This window comes from Mesobacillus sp. LC4 (assembly GCF_053543455.1).
The window spans coordinates 266,243-290,974 of sequence record NZ_JBGCUB010000002.1; the positions used below are offsets into that span (position 1 = coordinate 266,243).

The 24,732-nt window shown below is 45.3% G+C and carries 22 protein-coding genes; 17 read left to right on the forward strand and 5 right to left on the reverse strand.

All coding sequences use genetic code 11. The features are described from left to right. Positions 1-75: 75 nt before the first annotated feature. The 7 genes from nuoL to spoIID all read left to right on the forward strand — a co-directional run bounded on the left by nuoL (position 76) and on the right by spoIID (position 9,315). On the forward strand, positions 76-1,938 hold the full coding sequence (nuoL, locus tag AB5I83_RS07980) for an NADH-quinone oxidoreductase subunit L (RefSeq protein ID WP_448974312.1): 1,863 nt from the start codon (positions 76-78) through the stop codon (positions 1,936-1,938). Then, the gene (locus AB5I83_RS07985) at positions 1,938-3,458 is read left to right on the forward strand and encodes an NADH-quinone oxidoreductase subunit M (protein WP_448974314.1); all 1,521 of its coding nucleotides are present in this window, start codon (positions 1,938-1,940) and stop codon (positions 3,456-3,458) included. Before nuoL ends, AB5I83_RS07985 begins: the two co-directional genes overlap by 1 nt. A 6-nt stretch (positions 3,459-3,464) precedes the next feature. Continuing rightward, entirely contained in the window at positions 3,465-4,985 is a 1,521-nt protein-coding gene (gene nuoN / locus AB5I83_RS07990; RefSeq protein ID WP_448974316.1) for an NADH-quinone oxidoreductase subunit NuoN, read from the forward strand. 333 nt (positions 4,986-5,318) lie between these two features. Next, a complete protein-coding gene (locus AB5I83_RS07995) occupies positions 5,319-5,555 on the forward strand; it encodes a DUF1146 family protein (protein WP_102264569.1) in 237 nt (78 codons plus the stop codon). Positions 5,556-5,895: 340 nt separating this feature from the next. After that, the gene (locus AB5I83_RS08000) at positions 5,896-6,615 is read left to right on the forward strand and encodes a YwmB family TATA-box binding protein (RefSeq protein WP_448974318.1); all 720 of its coding nucleotides are present in this window, start codon (positions 5,896-5,898) and stop codon (positions 6,613-6,615) included. Between the two features lie 32 nt (positions 6,616-6,647). Then, entirely contained in the window at positions 6,648-7,955 is a 1,308-nt protein-coding gene (murA, locus tag AB5I83_RS08005; RefSeq protein ID WP_448974320.1) for a UDP-N-acetylglucosamine 1-carboxyvinyltransferase, read from the forward strand. A 331-nt stretch (positions 7,956-8,286) separates the two neighbouring features. Further along, positions 8,287-9,315: a stage II sporulation protein D gene (gene spoIID, locus AB5I83_RS08010; protein WP_448974322.1), complete on the forward strand. Its 1,029-nt coding sequence runs from the start codon at positions 8,287-8,289 to the stop codon at positions 9,313-9,315. 96 nt (positions 9,316-9,411) lie between these two features. Here spoIID and AB5I83_RS08015 read toward each other — a convergent pair whose 3' ends face one another. Then, positions 9,412-10,401 carry a nuclease-related domain-containing protein gene (locus AB5I83_RS08015; RefSeq protein ID WP_448974324.1) on the reverse strand — a complete coding sequence of 330 codons (990 nt, stop codon included), beginning with the start codon at positions 10,399-10,401 and terminating at the stop codon, positions 9,412-9,414. Between the two features lie 328 nt (positions 10,402-10,729). Further along, complete coding sequence (locus AB5I83_RS08020) at positions 10,730-11,167, reverse strand: VanZ family protein (RefSeq protein WP_448974325.1); 438 nt, start codon at positions 11,165-11,167, stop codon at positions 10,730-10,732. Between the two features lie 202 nt (positions 11,168-11,369). Here AB5I83_RS08020 and AB5I83_RS08025 point away from each other — a divergent pair, with 202 nt between their 5' ends. The 4 genes from AB5I83_RS08025 (at position 11,370) to AB5I83_RS08040 (ending at position 16,715) form a co-directional block, all read left to right on the forward strand. After that, positions 11,370-12,287, forward strand: a complete 918-nt coding sequence (locus AB5I83_RS08025; RefSeq protein ID WP_448974327.1) for a peptidoglycan DD-metalloendopeptidase family protein — start codon at positions 11,370-11,372, stop codon at positions 12,285-12,287. A gap of 170 nt (positions 12,288-12,457) precedes the next feature. Beyond that, positions 12,458-14,458 carry a penicillin-binding transpeptidase domain-containing protein gene (locus AB5I83_RS08030; RefSeq protein WP_448974329.1) on the forward strand — a complete coding sequence of 667 codons (2,001 nt, stop codon included), beginning with the start codon at positions 12,458-12,460 and terminating at the stop codon, positions 14,456-14,458. Between the two features lie 140 nt (positions 14,459-14,598). Beyond that, positions 14,599-16,203, forward strand: coding sequence for a gamma-glutamyltransferase (ggt, locus tag AB5I83_RS08035; protein ID WP_448974331.1), 1,605 nt, complete (start codon positions 14,599-14,601; stop codon positions 16,201-16,203). Positions 16,204-16,532: 329 nt separating this feature from the next. After that, positions 16,533-16,715: a hypothetical protein gene (locus AB5I83_RS08040; protein ID WP_448974333.1), complete on the forward strand. Its 183-nt coding sequence runs from the start codon at positions 16,533-16,535 to the stop codon at positions 16,713-16,715. 60 nt (positions 16,716-16,775) lie between these two features. Here the strand turns inward: AB5I83_RS08040 and AB5I83_RS08045 are convergent, their stop codons facing one another. Then, positions 16,776-16,961: a hypothetical protein gene (locus AB5I83_RS08045; protein WP_226086183.1), complete on the reverse strand. Its 186-nt coding sequence runs from the start codon at positions 16,959-16,961 to the stop codon at positions 16,776-16,778. Positions 16,962-17,158: 197 nt separating this feature from the next. Between AB5I83_RS08045 and AB5I83_RS08050 the strand changes: the two genes are divergently transcribed. From AB5I83_RS08050 to AB5I83_RS08070, 5 genes are all read left to right on the forward strand, one after another. After that, positions 17,159-17,461 (forward strand): DUF4212 domain-containing protein, encoded by a 303-nt coding sequence (locus tag AB5I83_RS08050; protein ID WP_448974335.1) that lies wholly within the window; start codon positions 17,159-17,161, stop codon positions 17,459-17,461. A 45-nt stretch (positions 17,462-17,506) separates the two neighbouring features. Next, positions 17,507-19,177, forward strand: coding sequence for a sodium:solute symporter family protein (locus AB5I83_RS08055; RefSeq protein WP_448974337.1), 1,671 nt, complete (start codon positions 17,507-17,509; stop codon positions 19,175-19,177). Next, on the forward strand, positions 19,158-21,044 hold the full coding sequence (locus tag AB5I83_RS08060; protein ID WP_448974339.1) for a DUF294 nucleotidyltransferase-like domain-containing protein: 1,887 nt from the start codon (positions 19,158-19,160) through the stop codon (positions 21,042-21,044). The genes AB5I83_RS08055 and AB5I83_RS08060 overlap by 20 nt, the downstream gene beginning before the upstream one ends. Before the next feature lie 139 nt (positions 21,045-21,183). Then, on the forward strand, positions 21,184-21,849 hold the full coding sequence (locus AB5I83_RS08065) for a 3'-5' exonuclease (RefSeq protein WP_448974341.1): 666 nt from the start codon (positions 21,184-21,186) through the stop codon (positions 21,847-21,849). Between the two features lie 190 nt (positions 21,850-22,039). Then, positions 22,040-22,387 (forward strand): hypothetical protein, encoded by a 348-nt coding sequence (locus tag AB5I83_RS08070; protein ID WP_448974343.1) that lies wholly within the window; start codon positions 22,040-22,042, stop codon positions 22,385-22,387. 35 nt (positions 22,388-22,422) lie between these two features. Here AB5I83_RS08070 and AB5I83_RS08075 read toward each other — a convergent pair whose 3' ends face one another. Then, the gene (locus tag AB5I83_RS08075) at positions 22,423-23,211 is read right to left on the reverse strand and encodes a LysM peptidoglycan-binding domain-containing protein (RefSeq protein WP_448974345.1); all 789 of its coding nucleotides are present in this window, start codon (positions 23,209-23,211) and stop codon (positions 22,423-22,425) included. A 393-nt stretch (positions 23,212-23,604) separates the two neighbouring features. On the opposite strand from AB5I83_RS08075, the gene spoIIID reads away from it, so the two are divergent. Further along, a complete protein-coding gene (gene spoIIID / locus AB5I83_RS08080) occupies positions 23,605-23,877 on the forward strand; it encodes a sporulation transcriptional regulator SpoIIID (RefSeq protein WP_031307660.1) in 273 nt (90 codons plus the stop codon). A 216-nt stretch (positions 23,878-24,093) separates the two neighbouring features. Here the strand turns inward: spoIIID and AB5I83_RS08085 are convergent, their stop codons facing one another. Next, positions 24,094-24,432, reverse strand: coding sequence for a hypothetical protein (locus AB5I83_RS08085; RefSeq protein ID WP_448974347.1), 339 nt, complete (start codon positions 24,430-24,432; stop codon positions 24,094-24,096). Positions 24,433-24,732: the final 300 nt, after the last annotated feature.

Below are 24,732 nucleotides of genomic sequence, written 5' to 3' on the forward strand. Positions count from 1 at the left end.
TGAAAGACGGGCCTCAATCTGACGGGCGTATATATGATAGATAGCGCGCGTTCAAAAAAGGGGATTGTGATATTAATGGAGAATGCTTGGCTCATTCCGCTGTTCCCGCTTGTATCCTTTCTATTCCTGCTGCTGTTCGGTAAAAAGCTTAAAGAAGCGAGTGCATTCGTTGGGATTCTTGCGACGCTTGCCTCTCTTGTATACTCCATCCTTGTGCTGATCGAGCGCTTATCGGAGTCTACATTCAAAGCTGAAGCCGTATGGCTGACAATCGGGAATCTGGAACTTACTGCGGGCTTTGAAGTAAATCAATTAAACGCATTGATGCTAGTAATCGTGTCACTTGTCAGCTTCCTTGTGCATACCTATTCAAAAGGCTATATGCATGGTGATGAGCGCTTCCCGGTTTTCTATGCTTATCTAGGACTATTTACTTTTGCAATGCTTGGTCTTGTGATCTCGCCGAATCTTTTGCAGACCTATATTTTCTGGGAATTAGTCGGTGTAGGTTCATTCCTGTTGATTGGATTCTATTTTTACAAAGAAAGCGCCAAAGCGGCTGCAAAGAAAGCCTTCATCATGACCCGTATCGGGGATGTCGGGCTGCTGATCGGGATGATTCTCTTATTCTGGCAAACTGGCAGCTTCGAATATGATGAGATTTTCGCAGCAGTAGAAGAAGGTGCGATTTCCGGAACGATGATCACCTTAACTGCGATCCTGATCTTCATCGGCGCGGTTGGTAAATCAGGTCAGTTCCCGCTTCACACATGGCTTCCAGACGCAATGGAAGGCCCGACGCCAGTTTCTGCGTTGATACACGCAGCGACAATGGTTGCGGCCGGTGTATACTTGGTTGCATCGCTGTTCCCGCTATTCAATGCGAGTGAGACAGCTATGCTGACTGTTGCGATCATCGGTGCCTTCACAGCGATTTTTGCGGCAACAATCGGCCTTGTCCAGACTGACATCAAGCGTGTACTTGCATTTTCGACTGTCAGCCAGCTTGGCTATATGATGCTTGCATTAGGTTCAGCCGGTTATGTTGCCGGAGTGTTCCACTTGATGACTCATGCTTTCTTTAAAGCATTGCTTTTCCTTGCAGCAGGTAGTGTCATCCATGCTGTACATACTCAGGATATTGAAAAAATGGGCGGGCTTTGGAAAAAGCTTACGTTCACTGGGCCTTTGTTCCTGATCGGAACACTGGCAATCAGCGGCGTCCCATTGTTCTCAGGCTTTTTCAGTAAAGATGAAATTTTGATCGCTGCATGGGCACATGGAAATTACGGCCTGTTCTGGCTGGCAGTGATCGCGGCGTTCTTCACAGCATTCTACATGTTCCGCCTGTTCTTCATGGTCTTCTCCGGTGAAGCACGAAGTGAAATGAAGAATGTCCATGAATCGCCATCCGTTATGACTCTGCCTATGGTTGTGCTTGCTGTACTGGCTGTCGTAGCTGGTTATGTGAACACACCTTGGTTCGGCGCATTCCTTGGCGACTGGCTCGTTGAAGGGAACGAAGCGCTTGGCCACGGACATATCGAAGGTCCAGGCTGGATCATGATTGTCGCGACAGCTGTTTCCTTGCTCGGCATCCTGCTTGCATGGATGATGTACAGCAAGAAGTCAGTTTCCCGCGACTGGCTGTCCAGCAGAGCGCCAATTGCCTATAATATCGTGAAAAACAAGTATTACATTGATGAACTTTACAATCAGAGCATCGTGTTTGGAGTGAAAGCCATCAGCTTGTTCCTCCGTTTTATCGAGGTCTTCCTTGTTGAGGGACTCGTCAAGCTGACAACAGCAACGGTCCAGGGCCTAGGTAAAACAGGTGCGAAAATCCAGAACGGCCAGGTACAGACATATGGCACGATCGCCTTTGTCGGCCTTGCAGTCCTGATTGTCATCTATGCGCTGACAGGGGGGTACTTATAATGGATTTCAACTATTTTCTTACCTTGCTGGTATTCTCCCCTTTACTAGGAATCCTGCTTTTGGCCTTCATGCCAAAGGCGAATGAATCAGGCATCAAAATGCTTGGCGTATTGGCAACATTGCCGTCATTGATCCTTGCGCTGATCGCATACTTTTCGTATCGCGGAGGCAATGATCTCGCCAATTTTTCGGAAAAATTCCGCTGGATCCAATTCGGCGGCCAGGGTGCTGAGCAGCAGGGCTTGTTCTCGGTAAACTACGAGCTCGGCATCGATGGCTTCGGTTTGATCATGGTGGTTCTCACAGCAGTAATCGCAACACTTGCGGCAGTAGCTTCCTTCCATATCAAAAAAGAATGGAAAGGCTATTACATGCTGTTCTTGCTTCTCGAAATCGGGATGCTGGGGGTTTTCACATCACAAAACTTGATCCTATTCTTCCTTTTCTTCGAAATTACATTGATTCCAATGTTCTTCTTGATTGGAAAATGGGGTTATTACGACAAAGAAAAGGCTGCCTACAGCTTCTTGATTTATAACGGCCTTGGATCGGCTATCCTGCTGATCGTCATCATGGTGCTGTTCTCAAGAACAGGCACTTCCAATATCGAAATGCTGTCAGTCATGATGAACGCAGAAAACGCGCCATTGTTCGCGCCGGTATCAGAGTCCTTGAAAATGGGATTACTGATTGCCTTGCTTGTGGCTTTCGGTGTAAAGCTGCCAATCTTCCCGCTGCACAGCTGGATGCTGCGTGTCCACGTTGAAGCGCCGCCATCCATCGTTATGATCCACTCAGGGATCTTGCTGAAGATCGGTGCATTCGGTCTGATCCGCTTCGGGATGGGAATTTTCCCTGAACAATTCGCGGAATTAGCAGGACTGCTTGCAGTACTGGGTGTCATTAATCTGCTTTACGGAGCTTTCCTTGCTTTTATCCAGACAGATTTCAAAATGGTCCTTGCTTACTCTTCTATTTCCCATATGGGGATCGTTTTAATCGGACTTGGAGCATTTAATGAAGCAGGAATTCAAGGTGCTATTTTCCAGGTCGTATCACACGGCTTGATTTCAGCTCTATTGTTCTTCCTTGTCGGAGTTCTTTATGAGCGCACGCATACGACAACGCTTGCGAACCTTGGCGGCATGGCAAAAGGAATGCCGCTTGCATCAGGATTCCTGCTTGCAGGGGCGATGGCTTCACTTGGACTTCCTGGTATGTCCGGTTTCGTCAGTGAATTCATGGCCTTCCTTGGACTATTCGAGGAAATGCCAATCCTGGCAGCGGTTGGTACAATCGGCATCATCATGACAGCTGTTTACCTGCTGCGCGCAGTGCTCGCCATCACATATGGCAAAGCAGAGCGCGAATTCGTTGGAGTTTCAGATATCCGTTCATTTGAATGGGCTCCAGTTTTGGTGCTCATCGGCTTGATCGTTCTGATCGGTGTATATCCAGCTGTTCTTAGTGAACCGCTTCAGGCAACTTTAGAGACTATCTTGATGGGAATAGGGGGGTGATGAAGGATGGATCTAGATACACTTCTATCATTTGATTGGGGGACGATGACTCCGGAATTCATCATCCTTGGTGTCATTGCAATTTTATCAGTCGCTGATTTATTCATGCCAAAGCATGTCGACCGAAAAGTCCTTGGCTGGGCTGCTTTTGCTGGTGTGGTACTGGCGCTGGTTTCATTAGTATCGCTTATAGGAACCGAAACAACATCAATTTTATATGATACATTCAGATTGGATTCGTTTGCGATCGCCTTCAAGCTGATCCTCCTCCTTGGAGCAGCACTTGTCATGCTTTTGGCAATCGATTACAGAACGAATGACGGACTTGAGGAGTATAAGGGGGAATTTTTCTACCTGTTCCTGACTGCATTGCTTGGTACGATGTTCATGGCATCGAGCGGCGACTTGATCACTCTATTCGTCGGCCTTGAATTGCTGTCCATTCCATCTTATGTCCTTGCGGGGATGCGCAAGCGCAACCTGAAATCGAATGAATCAGCTATGAAATACGTCATAAACGGCGGAATTTCATCGGCGATTACATTGTTTGGTATGAGCTATGTGTTCGGAATCGCAGGAACAACGAATCTAAAGGGAATCGCTCAAGTCTTTAGTGGTCTGAGTGACCCTCAGCACATCTACATTCTTGGACTGGCATTTTTGATGATTTTTGTCGGCTTATCCTTCAAGCTTGCATCCGCACCATTCCACATGTGGGCACCGGATGTCTACGAAGGAGCTCCGACTCCAGTGACTGCGTTCTTGAGCGTCGTCTCGAAAACAGCTGGATTCGTGATTATCCTTCGAATCCTATTATCAATCTTTGGATACATTCCAGTCGCACAGGAAGATGGCCAGCCAATTCCGCTGCTGTTCGCGGTACAGGATTATATCGCATTCCTGGCTGGAGCAACGATGATCATTGGCAATGTGGTCGCCTTAAGACAGCGCAACATCAAGCGCATGTTCGCCTACTCAAGTATCGCGCATGCTGGTTACATCCTCGTTGCGCTGACAGCGATGTCATTCGTGACCTTTGATGCAATCTGGTTCTACATGCTCGCTTACGTACTAATGAATCTTGGTGCATTCGCCGTGATCCAGGTTATCACAATGAAAACTGGCTCAGAAGATATCAGCCACTTTGCCGGCCTTTACCGCCGCTCACCTTTATTGGCTGTCGGAATGGGAATCTTCATCCTGTCACTCGCAGGAATCCCGGGTACTGCAGGCTTCATCGGTAAGCTGAACATCTTCATGGGCGCATTGATGGTGGACCAAGCCCACTATGTACTCGTATCGATCATGATTGCGACAACAGTCGTATCTTATTTCTACTACTTTGGAGTCATGACGCAAATGTTCTTCCGCCCAGCAGCAAGCGACGAAAAAATCCAGCTGCCAGCAGGAACAATCGCTGTCATCCTGATCACTGTAGTCGGAACAATCCTGTTCGGAGTCATGCCAAACCTGGCGATCGACTTCATGAACAGCAACTTTAATCAGTTTGTGGACTTTATGAGATAAACCACTAATCTGGAAGTATCGACAAAGGTACTTATCATGTTTGGGTTTTGGGGAAAATCTAATCATGGAAACAAAGGGGTAAATTCAGCTGGCCTGCAGATTGCAGGCCAGTTTTTTTATGCATTGATTTAGATATGATGAAAGAAAGCCCGAAAAGTAAGGGAAGAGTTAGTTCCGGTCACAAGGATGATAAGTTAAGAGAAGAATTATTTCCGTCACAAGGAAGATGAATTGCGGAAAATAATCTTGAAACTTTCCGGTTTCTGAAACGTCTAAAATAACAGGTAATCATCTAGTTTATGTTAAAATAGACATGGTAAGGGGGGACCGTTAATGATTACAGGTTTTGGCGGCTTTGCGCTGACCAGCATTCTGACACATCTTGTTTTTATCGCCATTTCATGGTGGGCTCTTCAAGCACTCCAATTCGATAAACTGCTTAGGGCAAACCATGTTCTTCAAGCCCGTGTTTTATACATTCTTGCATCCATCGCACTGGGATCCACCGTAAGTAATTTCTTCCTTGATTACCTCCAATGGTCACAGCAGCTTCCGATGATTTTTCAATAAAATTGCTTAATTAAAAGTGATCCGATTATTATTCAAAAAGCTTCGCAGACCATAATTTAATGGGGAGCTAGCAGCGGGTGGCATGGACTTTTAGGCCCATGGCTGTTAATCCTAAACAAATTGGTAAAAAATTAGGTCTTCATACATGTTTCCAAAACATGAAAACTTGAGTATTATTGTTTTTGTGCTTGTTTTTTGCAAAGGCATGTTTATTTTTTCACAAACAAATGAACACCCGGTTAAGTTGGTACATAGAAAGATGTCAAAAAGTGACGAGAATTCCCAAGTATGTGATTCGCTCTCCTGGTAAGAATGGTAATAAGGGGAGAGTGAGAGACATATGAAGAAGATTCCATTTATTTTATCAATTTTTGGCATTATTGGTTTTATTGTGTTCCAAGCTGGGAATAAGACGACTGTAGCTGACGCTGATCATGAAATAAAAACTCTGGCCTCAGTTTTGCAGGACGAAAATATTTTAATCACTGGTTGGTCTATTTATGCTAGGGAAACATTGGTAGAAGAAAATGTCGAAGATTTGGTAAAAGAATTGAAGGTCCAGCTTCCGAATTGGACATGGAAGTCTGGAGATGGAGAGCTTATAGCTGTTTCTAATTCTTCTGAGATTCAGGAAAAGATTAAAATTGTTTCGACGGACACAAATGGGCTGATACATACGTATGTGATGTATGAGGTCAGAGGTCGCTACTGGAATAAAAATACAGAAGCATTTTTAAACAAAAATTTACCAGGCAGAATATTTGACATTTTTCGAGGAAACGCCACAACTTTCTCTTGTATTGAAGGCGAGTTCAGTGATAAGATAAAATCGGCTTTACCTGTTTATAAAACTAAATTGCTAAAGGCTTTTCAAGCTAAGGAAGTCGAAGGAGTGGAAGAGGAATCATTCATATCCACATCCGCTGTTTCGCCTTTGTTCGACAAATCCTTGAGCAATGACCATGAGATGAATATGCAGCTTGGATTACGGAAAACTGATCGATTGGGCGCTAAGACTACCCTCGTAGTTGGCACACCCATCATAACGATTGAATATTAATATAGAGAAATTGGACGCGGAGGGGAATACACTTGGAAAAAATCATCGTCCGCGGCGGACAAAGGCTAAGCGGTTCTGTAAAGGTTGAAGGAGCTAAGAATGCCGTCTTGCCTGTTATCGCTGCAACATTATTAGCAAGTGACGGAAAAAGCGTAATTCGTGATGTGCCAACTCTCTCCGATGTATATACCATCAACGAAGTATTACGTTCTTTAAACGCCGTAGTGGAGTTTGAAAATAACACGATTACAGTAGATGCATCCAGAGAGTTAAAAATAGAAGCACCTTTTGAGTATGTTCGTAAAATGCGTGCTTCTGTATTAGTAATGGGATCCCTGCTTGCCAGGAATGGCCGTGCTCGCGTAGCGTTGCCAGGCGGCTGTGCAATCGGTTCCCGTCCTATCGACCAGCACCTTAAAGGCTTTGAAGCAATGGGTGCGACAGTCAAGGTAGGCAACGGTTTTATTGAAGCCGAGGCAGCCAATGGCCTGCATGGAGCTAAAATATACCTTGATTTCCCTAGCGTTGGCGCTACGGAAAACATCATGATGGCGGCTGTCCTTGCAAAAGGCACAACCATCATCGAAAACGTCGCAAAAGAACCAGAAATCGTCGACCTTGCCAACTTCCTAAACAAAATGGGAGCGAAGGTAAGAGGCGCCGGCACTGGCACCATCAAGATCGAAGGTGTGGAAGTACTATTCGGTGCCGACCACAACATCATTCCTGACCGTATTGAAGCAGGAACCTTCATGGTGGCGTCTGCCATCACTGGCGGCAACGTCCTTGTAAAAGGCGCTGTACCGGAACACCTTTCTTCATTGGTTGCCAAGATGGAAGAAATGGGTGTTACGATCATTGAAGAAGAAGATGGCCTTCGTGTCATCGGGCCTGAAAAATTGAAAGCAGTTGACATCAAGACGATGCCGCACCCTGGCTTCCCGACAGATATGCAATCTCAAATGATGGCATTGCTATTGCGCGCTCAGGGCACAAGCATGATCACTGAGACTGTTTTCGAAAACCGCTTCATGCACGTGGAAGAATTCCGCCGCATGAACGCAAACATCAAAATCGACGGACGTTCTGTCATCATGAACGGACCATCCAATCTTCAGGGAGCAGAAGTGGCAGCAACTGACCTGCGCGCCGCAGCATCACTGATCCTGACTGGTCTTGTAGCAGATGGAGTAACACGCGTAACAGAGCTTTATCACCTGGACCGCGGCTATGTGAACTTCCATCATAAGCTTGCAGCACTTGGTGCAGACATCGAACGCATCAGCGAAGTAGAAGAACAGCCAGTAACAGATAAATTAGTCTCAGACATGAATGCATAAGGTAATTTAGTCTCAGACATGAACGATAATGAATACTACTCAATGAACCGGAGAATTGTGCTTACATGTATAGTTCTGCGGTTTTTTGATTTTTGATCGGTGTTTTTAAAAAAACGGCTGAATTCTTGTTATTAGTCCTGTTGATTTAAAGGGAATTAACCTCTTGTTTTAAAAATATCTGTCCAATTTCGACCGACTTATTATGAACGTCTTAAAGGAAAATATACAAATGATGAGCTTTTTTGAAATTTGTCATAAAAGCTTGTCCGCCTCCATATGAATGGAATGAGACGGTTAACGACCGTGAAATTTCATAATGGAGGCTTTTTCTATGTTAAAAATCAAACCACTCATCGTACTAGCTGCAATTCTATTCGCTGTCACACTCCTGATTCCATCCTTGCTCGTCCTCCCTTTTATGGAAGAAAAGGCAGGCGGAAAGCTTGGAGAAGAGCTGCAAAGTGAAGCGAAGGATGCTGCTGCTGTCCCAACTGCCGATTCCGCAGTAGAGGTAGCTGTTTACAGGACAGCTCTATCCAAGACCGAAAAGCTTCCGCTTGATGAATACTTGATCGGTGTCGTCGCTGCTGAAATGCCCGCCGAGTTCGAGATGGAGGCATTGAAGGCACAGGCACTATCGGCAAGGACATATTATGTAAAACAAATGCTGAGCCCAAATAAGGTAGGCGTACCTGAAGGCGCTCAATTGAATGATACAACCATTCACCAGGTATTTAAAAACAAAGAAGAATTGAAAAAGCAATGGGGCGTCGACTATAAATGGAAGATGAAGAAAATCGCCGAGGCTGTAAAGGCAACTGACGGCCAGGTCCTTACATTTGACGGTGCGCCAATTGATGCGACTTTCTTCTCGACATCGAACGGCTTTACAGAGAACTCAGAGGAATACTGGTCAAACTCCCTGCCATACTTGCGCAGCGTAGAAAGTCCGTGGGATCTGGAGTCACCGAAATTCCGCAACCAGACTGTGATGACCGTGGCAGATGTGGAGGCTAAACTTGGTGTCAAGCTGCCGAATTCTCCGGAGATTGGCAAGGTCATCTCAAGAACATCAGGCAACCGCGTTGCGAAAATCGACATCGGCGGCAAAGTCCTCACGGGTAAAGAAGTCCGTGAAAAACTAGGATTGCGCTCAAGCGACTTCACCTGGGAGCTAAAAGGCAATAACGTCGTCATCACCACCGAAGGCTTCGGCCACGGCGTCGGCATGAGCCAATACGGCGCCAACGGCATGGCCACCGAAGGCAAGAACTATCAAGACATCGTCAAGCACTACTACAAAGGCGTCGAGATCAGCGAAGCAGAGAGCATGCTGACGAAGGTGACGGCGAAGAAATAAGAGCAGGCTGCTTTTGCAAAACCGAATAATGACGAGGCCAGGGCGAAGAGCAGCCCTGGCTTTTTAGCGCGATTGGGGCTGGTGCGCAGGTAACTTCTATTTTTTCGCGGGATTGAAGAATGTTTCAATGTCTGGTGGCATGTGGTAGATGCGGCCTTTTTTGGTTCCGGTGTGGGGGAGGTTCATGGAAGATAACAGGTGACTGGCCGTCTTGGTTGAAATCCCAAAGCAAAACTCTCTGCATGATTGGTTTTTAATATCAGGACTAATTAAGAGGAAGAATTCTTTTAAACTTTTATGGTGAGCTGTTTTGGACTTTTTCCCACATACAGGACAACTCCAGGTCCATTTCTCACGCAGCATTCCATATGAAAAACAGGAGGGGCATTGAATACCTTTTTGAAGATCAGCCGGAGTGAGAGAGTAGGACTTTAAAATATCAGGATGGTGAGGAGTATTTTTCTTTATGAGTAACTTAGACATTTTCTTTAACTCTTTCTCATTAAAGGTAGGATTTGATGTTATTTCATCTATTTGAAGAACTCGACTTAATAAAACATCCCCTTTCACAATCAAGTTGTTTAAGGAACGATCACTTACCTTGATAATAGTAGAGGGATTGCTGATGGCCACGAGATGATAGTTGGGCGGAACGCTGAATTTATGGTTCTTCAGCCATCTTTTCAAATGCCAGGCCTGCATTCTAACCTGGTTAATGGGATTATCATATGATTTTTCTAAACCATCCTTTGTTTGAATCATTTGTTCGGAATGTTTGTCGAAGAAAAGGGTACCGGAATAGGCTTTCGTTTCAATTAAAAGGATATAACGAAGAGTGAGGATGAGGGTATCAATCTGGAAATGCCATTTTTCCTCTTGAAGGCGCAAATCTCGAAAGATATGGAAACCTTTTTCAGGTAAAAAACTTAAACGGTAATCAGTTTGCAGTTCACCTTTGTAACCAGCACGCCAGGCTTTGTAATCTTGTTCAATTATTTGGATCTTTGGATGATTTGGTACGATTCTTTCCATTAATGCCTCGTACATGAGAAGACGAATCGGATAAGTCCTTTCTTTTTCAATCAAATCTGTCACTTCCTTATTAGTTTTGAATACATAATTCTTCTTCTGGATACAAAATACCTACTGATTTACACGTTTAATTAGGAAATTTTTGTGTCGGAATTAACGTATCAAAGGATATTCCCGGTTGGGAGCAATATAATCCCGGTTGCATTGATTATATTGCCGGTTGGAGCGTTTTTATTCCCGGTTAACTTGCATTTATTCCCGGTTGGGATCTTATACCCTCAAACAAGTATATATGCCTCGTATAAAATAAAAAAGCCAGCCTAAATAACAAGGCCAGCCCCTTAAAAACCGTAATTAATAACTATCTAAATACTAAACCCAGCTAAATCCCCCGAACTCTTTCTTCAATACTACGTAAAACCCTCCCCAGCCGCAGGAACTTTCCGCTGAAGCAGGCGTGATGGATGAAGTGTGAGGCCGCTAATACCCCAATTACGTCTTTTATAAAGTCAATCAGTGTGGCTGATCGGTACGGGACGAAGCTTTGATGGACCTCATCAAGCAGGCCGTACAGGATCGCCACGCCCATGAAGGTAAAGCTCATCACCGTTGTGAAGCGCCCGGTCGTTAACGCGGCCACGACGAGCAGCACATACAAAATCCCGAACTCTACGAGATGCAGTGATTCTTTTATAAATCGGTCAACGCCCTGATTGGGCAGCTCGACCAATGCATCTGAAGGATTGCTGGACATAATCCAAATCGCCGCCATATAGAGCAGCGGGAGAATACGTAAAAACCATACTAATAACTTTTTCATCTTAATACCTCGCTTTATAGTAGAAACTCGAACAGAGCACAATAGTAGACCCTGAATAAACTATATCTCAATCCCAAAATACCGCAAAAAACTTTTTTGCATAATTTCCTCACCTTTGTCGAAAAATAAGCAGTAAAAAATTTTTCAACTCTATGTATATATTTTTTCGCTTCTGTTCAAACTGATTGCTGAGGTGATGAAAATGAGAGAGGAAGAAAAAAGATCTTCTCAAGACAAAAGCAAGAACAGCTTTTTCAAGAAGCGGTGGGTGTATCCAACAGTTTATATTGCTAGTGCCGCAATCATTCTAACTGGTGTCCTATGGTATCAAAACAGCGGAACCGATCAGCTGGATCAGTCGGAATACAAAGCGACTGACATGCCTGGTAAAAAGATGAATGACCAGCCAGCAGTTGAAGTGAACCGCGCGATGGAGAACTTTGTAATGCCAGTTGTGAATGAAGATGATGCAGTCGTCCAAATGGGATTCTATGACAATGAAGGCGACGCGGCTGAGCAAGAAGCAGCTCTAGTGTTCTATGATAATACGTACCATCCGAACACTGGACTGGACATTGCTACAAAGGATGGCAAGGAATTTGATGTAATCGCGTCACTAAGCGGTACTGTCACAAATGTCATGGAAGATGCAGTGCTTGGAAACGTCATTGAAATCGAGCATGACAAAGGTATTGTAACACAATATCAGTCAGTGAAAGACTATCAAGTTAAGGTTGGCGACCAGGTTGAGCAAGGACAAGTCATTGCGAAATCCGGAACAAGCCTGATCAATGAGAAGGCTGGCAACCACGTACACTTTGAGATCCGCAAGGACAATGTACCAGTCAATCCGCATGAGTACTTCAATAAGCCTCTAAGCGCATTGCAGGATGCAAATGTGACAGAAGAGAAAGCTTCTTCTGATGCAGATGCAGGCAAGTCTGAAGATGCTGCCGAAGAAGATGTGGAAGGAAGCTCAGAGCAAGATGCTGAAGGTACAACTCCAGCGGAAGACAAGCCTGCTGAGGGCGGCTCTGATAAAAAAGATGAAGATAAGGATGCAGGAGAAGATAAAGACAAAGACTCTTCAACTGACTCTGACACTTCAACCAACTCTTAATAAAATCTAAATTTATGGAACCTGCCTAGCTATAAAGGCGGGTTTTTTTATTGGATTAATCAGAAAAGCTTCCGCTGTATTTTGTGGAAATTTTATGGTGAAAGAGGGAAGTCCTGAAGTTTATCTAATTGGCAATTCTATGGTAAAATCAGACAAGAGGAGGGATACATATGAAACGGGCACTATTTATACTTTTAACGGTCGTAATTGCCGCACTCATTACCGGCTGCAGCAAGGAACCGACTCCCGAAGAAAGGTTTTCCCAGTACGTAAAGCTTTGGAATGAGCAGAAATTTGATGAGATGTACGGATTTTTATCAGAAAAAGCGAAGGATTCCATCTCAAAGGAGGAATTCGTCTCTCGCTATAATAAAATTTATAAAGATTTAGAGATCAATGAGCTGAAGGTGAGCTACAAGCAGCCTGAGGAAGAGCAGGAACACGAAGAGAACGCAGAACTTCCTTTTTCGGCAAAGATGGATAGCGCTGCTGGCCCGATTGAATTCGACCACAATGCTACTCTTGTAAAAGAAGAGCGTGAAAAAGAGGCAAATTGGTATGTTGATTGGAACACGACGTACATTTTCCCAGAACTCGGAGCAGGAGATAAAATCAGCTTCAAAAATGTCCAGGCAGAACGCGGCAGCATCCTTGACCGCGCTGGAAATGGGCTTGCGATCAATGGGACGGCTGTCCAGGTTGGAGTAGTCCCCGGTAAATTGAGCGAGCCAAAAGAGCAGACAATCACCAAGCTTGCGGAGCTGCTCGATATGAAAGAAGAGCAAATCACTAAAGCCATGAACGCAGGGTGGGTAAAACCTGACTTGTTCGTTCCTCTGAAGAAAGTTTCCAAGACAGATAAAGGTCTTCATGAAAAGTTATTTGCGCTCGATGGAGTGACAAGCCAGATGGTCGGGGCTCGCGAGTATCCATATGGAGAGGCTTTGTCCCACTTGATTGGTTATGTCGGCCCAATCCTTGCCGATGACCTTGAAAAGTTGGAGGGAAAAGGGTATACGGCAACCGACCTCATTGGCCGACGCGGCCTTGAACAGGTTCTCGAAGAACAATTAAAAGGAACAAATGGTGTCAGGATTTCAATTGTGAAAGAGGATGGCACCGTCAAGACGCTTGCGGAAAAGCCTGTGGAAAACGGAAAGGATGTCCAGCTGACAATCGATGTTGTAGCACAGCAGCAATTATACGACCAGCTAAAAGGGAAAGCGGGTACGGCATCCGCGATCAATCCGACTACCGGTGAGACGCTGGCATTGGTTAGCGCGCCAGGATTCGATCCGAATGAAATGGCGCTCGGAATCTCGCAAAACAAGCGGAAAGTGCTAGAAGATGACCCACTAAAGCCAACGCTTAATAGATTCAAGCTGACTTATGTACCGGGCTCGGTGATCAAACCAATCACAGCAGCAATCGGACTTGAGAGTGGCAAGCTTCAGCTGGATACCGCTTTTGATATCAATGAGAAACAGTGGCAAAAAGACGCATCATGGGGCAAGTACAAGGTGACAAGATACTCTGATGTAAAAGGCAGCATCAACCTTGAAAAAGCGCTGATCTATTCGGATAACATTTACTTTGCGCGGGCAGCGCTCGGAATGGGCCAGGATACGTTTACAGAAGGATTGAAGAAATTCGGCTTTGAAGACCAGCCGGAATACCTATACCCAATCGAGCCATCGCAAATCGGCAAGATTGACAGTGAAATCAGCCTGGCCGACTCTGCTTACGGACAGGGGCAGGTGGAAATGAATATCCTCCATCTTGCAACGACGTATTCGCCATTCGTGAATAAGGGCAATATGATCAAACCAATTTTGAATATGGAAGATGAGCAGGGACAGGTATGGAAGGAAGGGCTTGTCAGTCCTGAAAATGCAGCGGCTCTGAATGGCATGCTGACAAAAGTCATCACCGATCCAAAAGGAACCGCCCACAATGGCCTGATCGCCAACTATCCGTTAGCCGGTAAAACGGGAACAGCGGAAATCAAAGAGAAACAGGGCGAAAAAGGCAAGGAACTCGGCTGGTTCGTCGCTTATAACCGGCAATCCACCGATATGATCGTCGCGATGATGATTGAGGATTCTGGGTCAAAGGATGTCGTGACACGGGTGAAGGAGTTTTATGAGTTAAGATTGCAAAGTGGAATGTAAGAAGTCCGGCCGAATATGGCCGGGCTTCTTCTATTGTAGGTGAAGAGCGATTATTCTCTAAAAAGCAGATTAACCATTTCGAATTTTCAGCTATTTTGATATAATATTTCGTAAGACGAAAATTAATAGGGGGAATCTAAATGTCTTTACATACATATCCTTATCCTTCCCAGCGGATGGCTTCGGTCGCTCGCAATGGGATGGTTGCTACGTCACAGCCGCTTGCGGCGCAGGCGGGCCTTGATATTTTAAAAAAGGGAGGCAACGCAATCGATGCGGCCATCGCGACAGCGGCATGCCTGACAGTTGTCGAGCCGACTTCCAATGGAATTGGCGGCGACGCGTTCGCGCTTGTCTGGGTAAAAGACAAGCTGTACGGATTGAATGCGAGCGGCCCCGCGCCACAATCGATTTCCATTGAAAAAGTGAAGGAGCTTGGCCATGAAAAAATGCCTTCGCATGGCTGGATTCCGGTCACGGTTCCTGGAGCTCCATCAGCATGGGCGGAGCTGTCGAAAAAATTCGGCCGCCTGCCGCTTACTGAGGTGCTGCAGCCGGCAATTGACTATGCGCGTAATGGATATCCGCTGACTCCTATTCTCGCAAAATACTGGAAGGGTGCTTACAATGCTTACAAGAGCCGCTTCCAGGGCGAGGAATACAAGGAGTGGTTCTCCGTCTTCGCTCCAGATGGAAAGGTACCTGAGGCAGGCGAGATGTGGAAATCGGAGGATCATGCGAATACGCTCCAAGAAATTGCTGAAACGAATGGGGAGAGCTTTTACAGGGGGGCGCTTGCTGATAGAATCGCAGAAGCCTCTGAAAAAGCAGGTGCATTCCTGAGTAAGTCCGATCTCGAAAACTATCATCCTGAATGGGTGGAGCCAATTTCTGTATCATACCGCGGACACGAGGTGTGGGAAATTCCGCCGAATGGACAGGGAATCGTTGCCTTGATGGCATTGAATATTTTAAAAGGCTATGAGTTTACTCATCGTGATGACATCCAGGGTGTGCATCTTCAGCTGGAAGCGATGAAGCAGGCGTTCACTGATGGCAAGGAGTATGTCACCGACCCTAAGACGATGCAGGCGAAGGTAGAAGATCTGCTGTCTGAGAAGTATGGAGAGGATGCACGAGCGAAAATCTCTGATGAAGCGAGAATGCCGGAACCTGGCCAGCTCCCTAAAGGCGGAACAGTCTACTTGTCGACTGCGGATGGAGAAGGAAATATGGTTTCGTTTATCCAGAGCAACTATATGGGCTTCGGTTCAGGAGTAGTCGTTCCGGGAACAGGAATTGGACTGCAAAACCGCGGGCATGACTTCTCTCTAGACCCGAATCATGCGAATGCGCTGGCTCCGGGCAAGAAGACATACCATACGATCATTCCTGGATTCATCACGAAGGATGGCCAGGCTGTCGGTCCATTCGGCGTGATGGGTGGCTATATGCAGCCACAGGGGCATGTCCAGGTGGCGATGAATATGATTGATTACGGGATGAACCCGCAGGCTGCGCTTGATGCGCCTCGCTGGCAGTGGATCGAAGGCAAGCAGATCGAAGTTGAGCACAACTTCCCTAATCATATCGTCAAAGAACTTGCTGCACGAGGGCATCAGATGAAGGTAGCATACGATGGCGGGGGCTTTGGCCGCGGGCAAGTCATCGTCCGCAATCCGGAAACCGGTGTCCTGACCGGCGGTACGGAAATGAGAACCGATGGCGCCATTGCCTGCTGGTAAATTATATTCTAATGAAGGAACACTCAATGGAGAGTGTTCCTTTTACTATTCTGTAAAATCATTACAAACAGAGCAATTCTATGGAAACAAGCTGAAAAATTTTTTTCGACAAAGTCCGTTGCCTTTGACCCCGACAAATCCTTACTGCGACTAACGGATTTACCACGGTCTGAAAAAAATCGACATAGAAAGCGATTACATTTTTTAGAAATAACGTATTGACCTGCCTGGACATTATATGGATAATTAAATTAAATTTTCTAAAGATTTAGTTAAATAAATAATTATTCATTTATATGCAAGTGAACTTTTACATAGGAGGAATCAACTTGATCATTCTAATCGGCCTGCTGGTAATTACCGGCATAAGCCTTTTCATGGGCTTAAGAAAAAACAAATTAATTTACCTGGCAGTTCCGTTCCTGAGCATATTTCTCTACTTCCTCATCCAGATCATCATGGTCCCGGCTCCTTTTTTTGAAACATTGAAATTTATCTTCAGCTTAAGTTAATCCATCCAGATCCCGATTTCGAATTATTAGAATGTATAAATTTTTAACTTATTTTAGTGTCTAGCTACAGCGCCTACCCCCTCGAGACGCTTGTCTAGTTTCGCCTCCTAGAAACTCCGAAACTTCAACTCCGCCGGCAGAAGCAAAAAGCGCTTCTTTGTCGGAGTCTCCAGTTTCTGCGTTTCTGGGCAGTCGGCTATACTTTTCGATTTCGATCCTGCCAATGAAGTCAAAAAACGACTTCACTGTCAGGCCCTCCAGCGCTTGTCGGGGCTGACCAAGGCGCTTCCGCTTTTCTAGTAGGTATCGATCTTGCCTGGCGCAAGGTTCATATAATACAAATCCATAAAAAAGGAGTGGGGCAAGCTTTCTGATTCAATGCTGTGTCTGTCATTCATGAAGGATTATACAAAGGGGATTAGCAAAACCAAAGGGGTGTAAATGTGAAGAAAATTGATAAGTCAGTTGCTGACGCGTATTTCCGTGAAAAAACCCGTAACATGATCATCTATTTCATCGTCTGGTTCCTCGTTTCTTTCGGCACGGTCATGATCGCCGAACCGCTTAGCGAGATTTCAATCGGCGGCTTCCCGTTCCACTATTTCATGGGAGCGCAGGGAGCGATTGTCACGTTCATTATTCTGCTGTTTGTCAATGCAAAGCTTAGCGATGGCATCGATAAGAAGTATGGAATCGATGAGGAGAAGAATGTCCGTTTGAGCGAAGGAAAGAGTCTCGATCATTAGTTTTAGGGGATGGAAAAAAGAAGCTTTTGAATAAGGGGGAGAACTTTGGATACACAATTCTTGGTCTCATTATCTATTATTTTAGCTACATTTGCTTTGTATATCGGAATTGCGGTTTACAATACAGCCAAACAGACATCTGATTTCTACGTTGCCAGCCGCGGTGTACCGCCAGTTTTCAACGGGATGGCGATTGGTGCTGACTGGATGAGTGCCGCTTCCTTCATCGGTCTGGCGGGTACAATCATGCTGCTCGGCTATGATGGTCTTGCTTATATCATGGGCTGGACGGGAGGCTATTTGCTTCTGACTTTCCTGCTTGCGCCACAGCTCAGGAAATACGGGCGCTACACGGTTCCTGAATTTATCGGTGACCGGTTCAACAGTCATACGGCACGTGTTATTGCGGCGATATCAACAATCATCATCAGCTTCACATATTCAATCGGCCAGCTTTCCGGTTCCGGTGTGGTAATCGGGCGACTGTTCGAAATTGACGCGAAGCTCGGCACGATGATCGGTGTGGTCTTGATCGCTACTTATGCTGCCTTTGGTGGTATGAAAGGGATTACGTGGACCCAGGTTGCGCAGTATATCATTTTAATTATTGCCTATTTGATTCCGGTTATTTTCATGTCATTGCAGCTTACGAACAGTGCACTTCCGTGGCTTTCTTATGGTGAACTGGTCGGGAAAATGGGTGAACTCGACCGTGAGCTTGGGATTTCGGAATACTTCGCCCCTTTCACGAATGGAACTAAATGGCAGTTCCTTGCCCTGATGTTTACATTGATGGCCGGTACGGCGGGACTTCCGCACGTCATCGTCCGCTTCTATACTGTATCAACGATGAAGGCTGCCCGCTGGTCAGGTGCATGGGCACTTCTTTTCATCGGCTTGCTTTACTTGTCGGCACCTGCTTATGCGGCTTTCTCACGCTTCATCCTGATGACAAAGGTTGCCGGCAGCAAAATCAGTGAGCTTCCAGCCTGGACGAAATCCTGGGTTGATACTGGCAAGCTGCAAGTTGCCGACGGAAATGGCGATGGCGTACTTCAGTGGAGTGAATTGATTATTTCCAATGATATCGTCGTAATGGCGACTCCGGAAATTGCCAATCTAGGCGTCTTTGTCATTGGCCTGGTTGCTGCCGGTGCGATGGCTGCTGCCCTTTCAACAGCTGGAGGATTGATGATCGCGATTTCTTCTGCTTTTGCCCATGACATCTACTATCGTGTCATGAAGCCGAATGCTACGGAGAAAACTCGCCTGAATGTCGCTCGTATTTCAATTGTTGTAGCAACAGTACTTGCAGGTCTTGTTGCCCTTGACCCACCAGGTGCAATCACGCAAATCGTTGCCTGGGCATTTGCGCTGGCAAGTGGAACGTTCTTCCCGGCATTGATTCTGGGTGTATGGTGGAAGCGTTCAAATTCCCAGGGTGTTATTGCAGGTATGCTCGTCGGTCTTGGCGTGACATTGAGCTATATTTTTGCTGCGAAGTATGGCGGCTTCACGATCCTTGGCATCATCGACACTGGAGCTGGCGTATTCGGCGCTGCGGCTGCAATCCTTGCGAACGTCATTGTATCGCTTGCGACACCAGCACCTTCGCAAAAAATTCAGGAGGAAGTACTCGACCTTCGCTATCCTGAACAGATGACCTATAAGAACGGCGAAGTGTGGATGAATGACGATGCAACAAAATCAGTATAAGGAAATTTGGAAGGCTGTGCAGTTCCACCCCCTATTCCAGGGGGTGGACGAACGCACGGCCCTTTCCCTTGTCGAGGAATGTGAAGCTCTTACCTATGGAAAAAGCGAAATGATGCTCAAGGCGGATACTCCTCGTCAGGGGCTTTTGTTGATTTTACAAGGAAATGCCGAGGTATTCGTGGAAAATGCAGCCGGACAGGAAGAAGTGCTTGAAGTCATCAAAAAAGGTGAAATTGTAGGGTTTTCAAGTCTGGCAGAATTCCTTGGATTTAGTAGTGCCGAGAGAACACAGGCCAATGTCGAGGTAAGGGCTGTTGACGAAGTCCAGGCACTGCTTATTCCTTTTTCTGTACTCGCAAAGAGATGGGATGACCAGGATGTCCATGATTACCTGCTGTCCCAGGTCTCAATCAGATTGAAAGATGTGTACGGATCGCTTGCCGAGCAGGTGAAAATGGCAAAAGGAATAGGTGAGGGTGAGACGATTTTAGCAAGAGTCCAGGATTTGATGAGTGATAAAGTCGCGTCTGTTACTCCTGATACGAGCATTCAGGAAGCTGCCCAGATAATGGTTAAAAGGAAAACCAGTTCTGTGCTGGTGGTCGAGGGTGCTGAGCTGAAGGGAATCATAACAGAACGAGATATCGTCGGGCGGGTCGTTTCAAAAGGGATATCTTTTGACGGACCATCCAGACAGGTGATGACGGAAAAACCTGTGACGATATCAAGGTTCTCCTACTATTACGATGCTTTATCTAAAATGTTGCTGAACGGGATCAAGCATTTACCCGTGGCCGATGGTGGGGGAATTTCGGGTGTCATCACACTGACCGATTTACTCAGGAAAAAGAACGACAGTGTGATAAGGACGATAAAGAAGATAGATGAGGCTGAGGAAACGAGTTTGCCTGAGGTTAAGGCAGCAATCTATGAAATGACCGAAACGCTGCTAAGAGATCGCGTACCAGCAATCGCATTGCTGGACATCATTACAAAGCTTTACGACCGATTGATAGACAGGGCAGTCGAGCTGTCTCTTTCGGCACTCCGCAAGCAAGGACTTGAGCCACCTGCTCCTTTTGCATTTTATTTAATGGGTTCTGCCGGGCGCGGGGAGCAGTTCATGCTCACGGACCAGGACCATTTCCTTGTGTATGGGGATACGAATGATCATGGCTACTTCGAAAAACTGGGGCAAGAAATCACAGCCAGGCTCGAAACTGCAGGATACGCCCGCTGCAAGGGCTTGATGATGTCCAGTGAGGAGCAGTGGAGGGGAAACGTATTGCAGTGGCAGGATCGCGTCAGGACGTGGATGCTGCAGTCAACAAATGAAAACCTTCTATTGGCACATAACTTCTTTTCCTATCGTTTCGTGGCAGGAAGTGAAGCGGTAAACGAAGAGTTCAAAGCAAAAATCGCCGAGCTGCTCGACCGTTCGAAAATCTTTCTGTATCGGATGGTCCAGGGCGAAAAGGAACAGGAAATCCCGACGCTGGATGAACCGATTCGCGCCTTGTTCAAGCTCGGCAGGAAAAGCATCGATATGAAAAAAGAAATCTTGTTTCCCTTCCATCACAGCCTGCAAATCCTATCGCTCTATTACGGTGAAACCCCGGGGACACCACTAGATAAAATCGCTAGCTTAAGAGAGAAGGGGATTTTTACTGAAGGATTCGCGGAAGATTTAAAAGAGGCCTTCAACCATGTCCTGGACCTTTATATCAGGCAAAGATGGGCAAATAAAGGCGGAAGCTCCGTCCTATCCTTCGCCACCATGTCCACCAGACAAAAAGATGAACTCATCCTTAGCCTGCGAACACTCCGCGAACTACAGGGAATGGTATTTGCTAGATTCTCCGTATAATACCGTTCGACAAAAATCAGGTGGTGACAGGCACCTCCCGAAGTTATAGGAATGGTAAAAATCCACGCCAATAATGGATTCGACAAATTTCGGGTGGTGACAGGCACCTTGAAAGAAGGCACTTTGAAAGGAGGCTGGCATGTTTTTTCAACGGAAGGGTATTTCCTGCCCGCTTATGTATGAGAAGATTCCTTTATCGACTAAAATCGATGACTTAACTTTTGTTGTTTTCGACACGGAGACGACGGGATTTCAGGTGGCGAGCAAGGATCGGCTGATTGAAATTGGCGCTGTGCCGGTAAATGGGATGAAGGTGATGGAAAATGATCGTTTTCAGACATATGTTAACCCGGAGCGACAAATTTCTCGGGAAATAATCGAGCTGACTTCGATTACGGATGAAAAAGTTGCCGGCGCACCGCTGGCAACTGAGGCGATACAGAACTTCTTTGACTATGTGGGATCACACGAAGCGGTATGCCTTGTCGGCCACTATGTCGGGTTTGATCATCTTGTGCTGAAAAGCGAGCTGAAGCGTGAAAAACTTGCGCTGAAAAAGCTGTTTACCATCGATACGCTCGACCTGATTGGCTTTATTGCCCCGTCCTATGATATGCGTGATTTAGAGCGATATGCAATGGCATTCGGAACTAGAATTTATGTTCGGCACAGTGCTGTGGGCGATGCATTGACCACTGCGTATCTGTTCACTGAGCTGCTGCAACAGTTTAAAGATCGTGGACATTCTACCTGGGGTGAGCTGATAAAGGCCACCGAAAGTCAGATGAGGTCGATGCAGTTTTAAGTGGAAGCAGTGTATCGGCCAGCGATACGAGTTTGATTAAAATTTGAATAGGAAAAAGGCATATCGCTCGGCGATTCGCGATAGATTCAGTCTTGATCATTTCATATAATGTTGATATTGTAAAAATATGTATTTTGCGCTTTGCAGAAATGTGGTTGCATTCTACTTGTTATGAAAATGGGGGAAATGCATGGATGTCGTGCTGATATTGTTTTTGGTATTTTTGTGGGGTGGACCGATTTTCCGTTTTATAAATATGTACAGGAAGATGAATGAGGAAGAGCGAGCGGAACTCAAAGTCTCATTAAGGAACCCTTTATTTTGCCTGGAGGAAGGATTTAGAGATATAGGTTTTGCCTTGATGTTTTCAGGAATGATTGTTTCTATTCCTATTATTCAGCATACCGGGGCATCTATCTTATTTATTGGCTGGTTTATTGGTGGTCTTGACCTCCTGGACAAAAGTGTTAAACAAAGTGTCGCAGCCATGTCAATATCACTTATTGCTGCTGGTGTTTATTTTCTTATATGGAGATAAGAAAAATGCTTAGAGCAGCTCTAAGCATTTCTTTATTATTGAATATTGATCAATGCGCCATATTTATAAGCAGCAAGCACTTGCTGTCCGGCCAGTTCCTCATACTTCCGTGCGGTCTTATAAGAAACCTTCAACGGAATGGCTTTACCGTCACTCTCAAATTCAACGGTGAAATTATCCGCTGCTCCGGTGATGGTTGCTTCCATGAATTCGATATCGCCAGGTATGATCAGTTGCTGGCCAATCAATACCATGTCCTGCTTCAAACCATTAGCTTGTTTTAATTCTTTCAAGCTGACACCAAATCGCTGGGAGATGTTGAACAGTGTATCGCCAGGGTTAACAACGTATATTGCTTCATTCGTTACGAAGCTATGAGTCGGCACAGAAAGGGTTTGTCCAACATAAATGGAATCGACAACCAATTTGTTTTCTTTCTTCAAATCTGTAACGGTCACTCCGTATTTTTTAGCCAAGGAGAACAAAGTGTCTCCTTTTTTAACAACGTAAATTCCTGCTTCTGTCTCTATAGGAACTTCAATTCGCTGTCCAGTCTTAATCATATCTGAAGTTAGTGAATTCACTTCCTTCAACATATCGACCGATGTATCATATTGCTTGGCCAGGCTGTAAAGCGTATCTCCTTTTTTGACGGTATAAAAGGATCCGACCGCATCTGTTTTCTTTTGTGCAAAGCCTAGCAGCAATCCTGCCGCCACCGATCCGGCTACAGCTGCACCGATCAGTTTTCTGTTTCGTTTCAACGTCACTTTGCGTTTTTGCTCTCTTATTCTCTGTTTTCTAGTCTGTCTGTAGGTAATCAAGTCTTTTTCTCCCCCAATAAAAATAAACTCCTCAACAGGAATTCGAGAAGAAACAGGTTTTTATGTACATATAATTGGGTATATAGGAAAGTTTTTCTTATCTAAAATAGTTGAATTTTTCAAAAAACTTCACGATACCTTGTCCCTATTGCTTTTTTCGTGCATATATCCTCAACCAAGCTAATAAAATGTTACAAACCTGACAAAGAGAGTGTTTGAGGTGAGGAATCGTTTGAACAATATGAGGATTCAGCCGGGGACATGATTAATCTTCGTAATATCCAGAAGGATCACCCTTCTGCCGCAACGGAACTTTTGCGGAAAACAGTATTAGCAGATAGAAGCGAGTCTCATTTCACACTTCTCACATCCAATTTAGGGAGGGCGAGTGGTGTGCACGATTACATCAAAGAGAGAACAATCAAGATTGGAAAGTATATCGTGGAGACGAGAAAAACAGTTCGCGTCATAGCGAAGGAGTTTGGCGTATCCAAAAGTACAGTCCATAAAGACCTGACAGAAAGATTGCCTGAGATCAACCCTGACCTTGCCAATGAAGTAAAAGAAATTCTTGATTATCATAAATCGATCCGCCACTTGAGAGGCGGCGAAGCCACGAAAATGAAATACCGCAAAGAGGAAAGGGAAGAAGAGCCGGTTAAGTGAAAATTGATTGAAACAAACAGATTGGAGGGACCGTAATTCAGCTGTGTGACTATTGCCGAATTAGAAATGAAAAATGCCCAGCTTAGATCCAGTAGAGCCGGGCATCGCCACAGAAGGCGTGTATGATTCTGCTTAATACAAAAGCGGAGGCTGCCGCCTTTTTATTATGCAGAAATGGGGACAGGCATGAACGCATCACACCATGTCCCGTTTGTCTTACCGCAAGCTGGTATTATTCAGCCTTGCTTCCCTTTCCTTCGCGGCTCTTTCTGCTGCTGCCCGTTCTGCTGCCTCTCTTGCTTCTTCTTCCCTTTTGATTTCATTCGCTGCTGCGACGATATCCGGTCCGATTGAAAAAAGCAGCGTTTGCAACTCGGAAATCTCCCTGCTGATGTTATGGATCGCGTTATTAATGTATATCATTTCCTGTGCCTGCCATCCGCTGTTAAGATTCCCCTTGAAGTCCTGCAGCCTGCTTTTGATTTCATTCAATTCCTGTGCGTAATCATTGATTCTATTTGCATGCGAATACGCCTGGCCCACATTAATCTTCATTTGGATCACCTGCTCATTTATTTAGATTCTTTGATTATAGTATGCATTTTGAAAAAATCCCAATAATAACCTGCAAAAAAATGTAAAAAACATTGGAATATTTTTGATGTAATTGGTTTGATATGGATTATGTCGGGGTAAAAAGAACTAGTTTTCTGTATGTGGGTTATTAACTTCATACATTAACACCACTCTTTCCTTACTAGCTAAAAGCAAAAATAGGACTAAAATCCCTATTTTTCCAGTTAAGGGGGTAATTGGTTGAATATAATTCCTGATATTGTAAGATATTTATATATT

Bases quoted from the DNA above. Each gene is read 5' to 3' on its own strand.
- nuoL (WP_448974312.1), top strand. From the start codon at position 76: ATGGAGAATGCTTGGCTCATTCCGCTGTTCCCGCTTGTATCCTTTCTA.
- AB5I83_RS07985 (WP_448974314.1), top strand. From the start codon at position 1,938: ATGGATTTCAACTATTTTCTTACCTTGCTGGTATTCTCCCCTTTACTA.
- nuoN (WP_448974316.1), top strand. From the start codon at position 3,465: ATGGATCTAGATACACTTCTATCATTTGATTGGGGGACGATGACTCCG.
- AB5I83_RS07995 (WP_102264569.1), top strand. From the start codon at position 5,319: ATGATTACAGGTTTTGGCGGCTTTGCGCTGACCAGCATTCTGACACAT.
- AB5I83_RS08000 (WP_448974318.1), top strand. From the start codon at position 5,896: ATGAAGAAGATTCCATTTATTTTATCAATTTTTGGCATTATTGGTTTT.
- spoIID (WP_448974322.1), top strand. From the start codon at position 8,287: ATGTTAAAAATCAAACCACTCATCGTACTAGCTGCAATTCTATTCGCT.
- AB5I83_RS08020 (WP_448974325.1), bottom strand. From the start codon at position 11,167: ATGAAAAAGTTATTAGTATGGTTTTTACGTATTCTCCCGCTGCTCTAT.
- AB5I83_RS08025 (WP_448974327.1), top strand. From the start codon at position 11,370: ATGAGAGAGGAAGAAAAAAGATCTTCTCAAGACAAAAGCAAGAACAGC.
- AB5I83_RS08030 (WP_448974329.1), top strand. From the start codon at position 12,458: ATGAAACGGGCACTATTTATACTTTTAACGGTCGTAATTGCCGCACTC.
- ggt (WP_448974331.1), top strand. From the start codon at position 14,599: ATGTCTTTACATACATATCCTTATCCTTCCCAGCGGATGGCTTCGGTC.
- AB5I83_RS08060 (WP_448974339.1), top strand. From the start codon at position 19,158: ATGCAACAAAATCAGTATAAGGAAATTTGGAAGGCTGTGCAGTTCCAC.
- AB5I83_RS08065 (WP_448974341.1), top strand. From the start codon at position 21,184: ATGTTTTTTCAACGGAAGGGTATTTCCTGCCCGCTTATGTATGAGAAG.
- AB5I83_RS08070 (WP_448974343.1), top strand. From the start codon at position 22,040: ATGGATGTCGTGCTGATATTGTTTTTGGTATTTTTGTGGGGTGGACCG.
- AB5I83_RS08085 (WP_448974347.1), bottom strand. From the start codon at position 24,432: ATGAAGATTAATGTGGGCCAGGCGTATTCGCATGCAAATAGAATCAAT.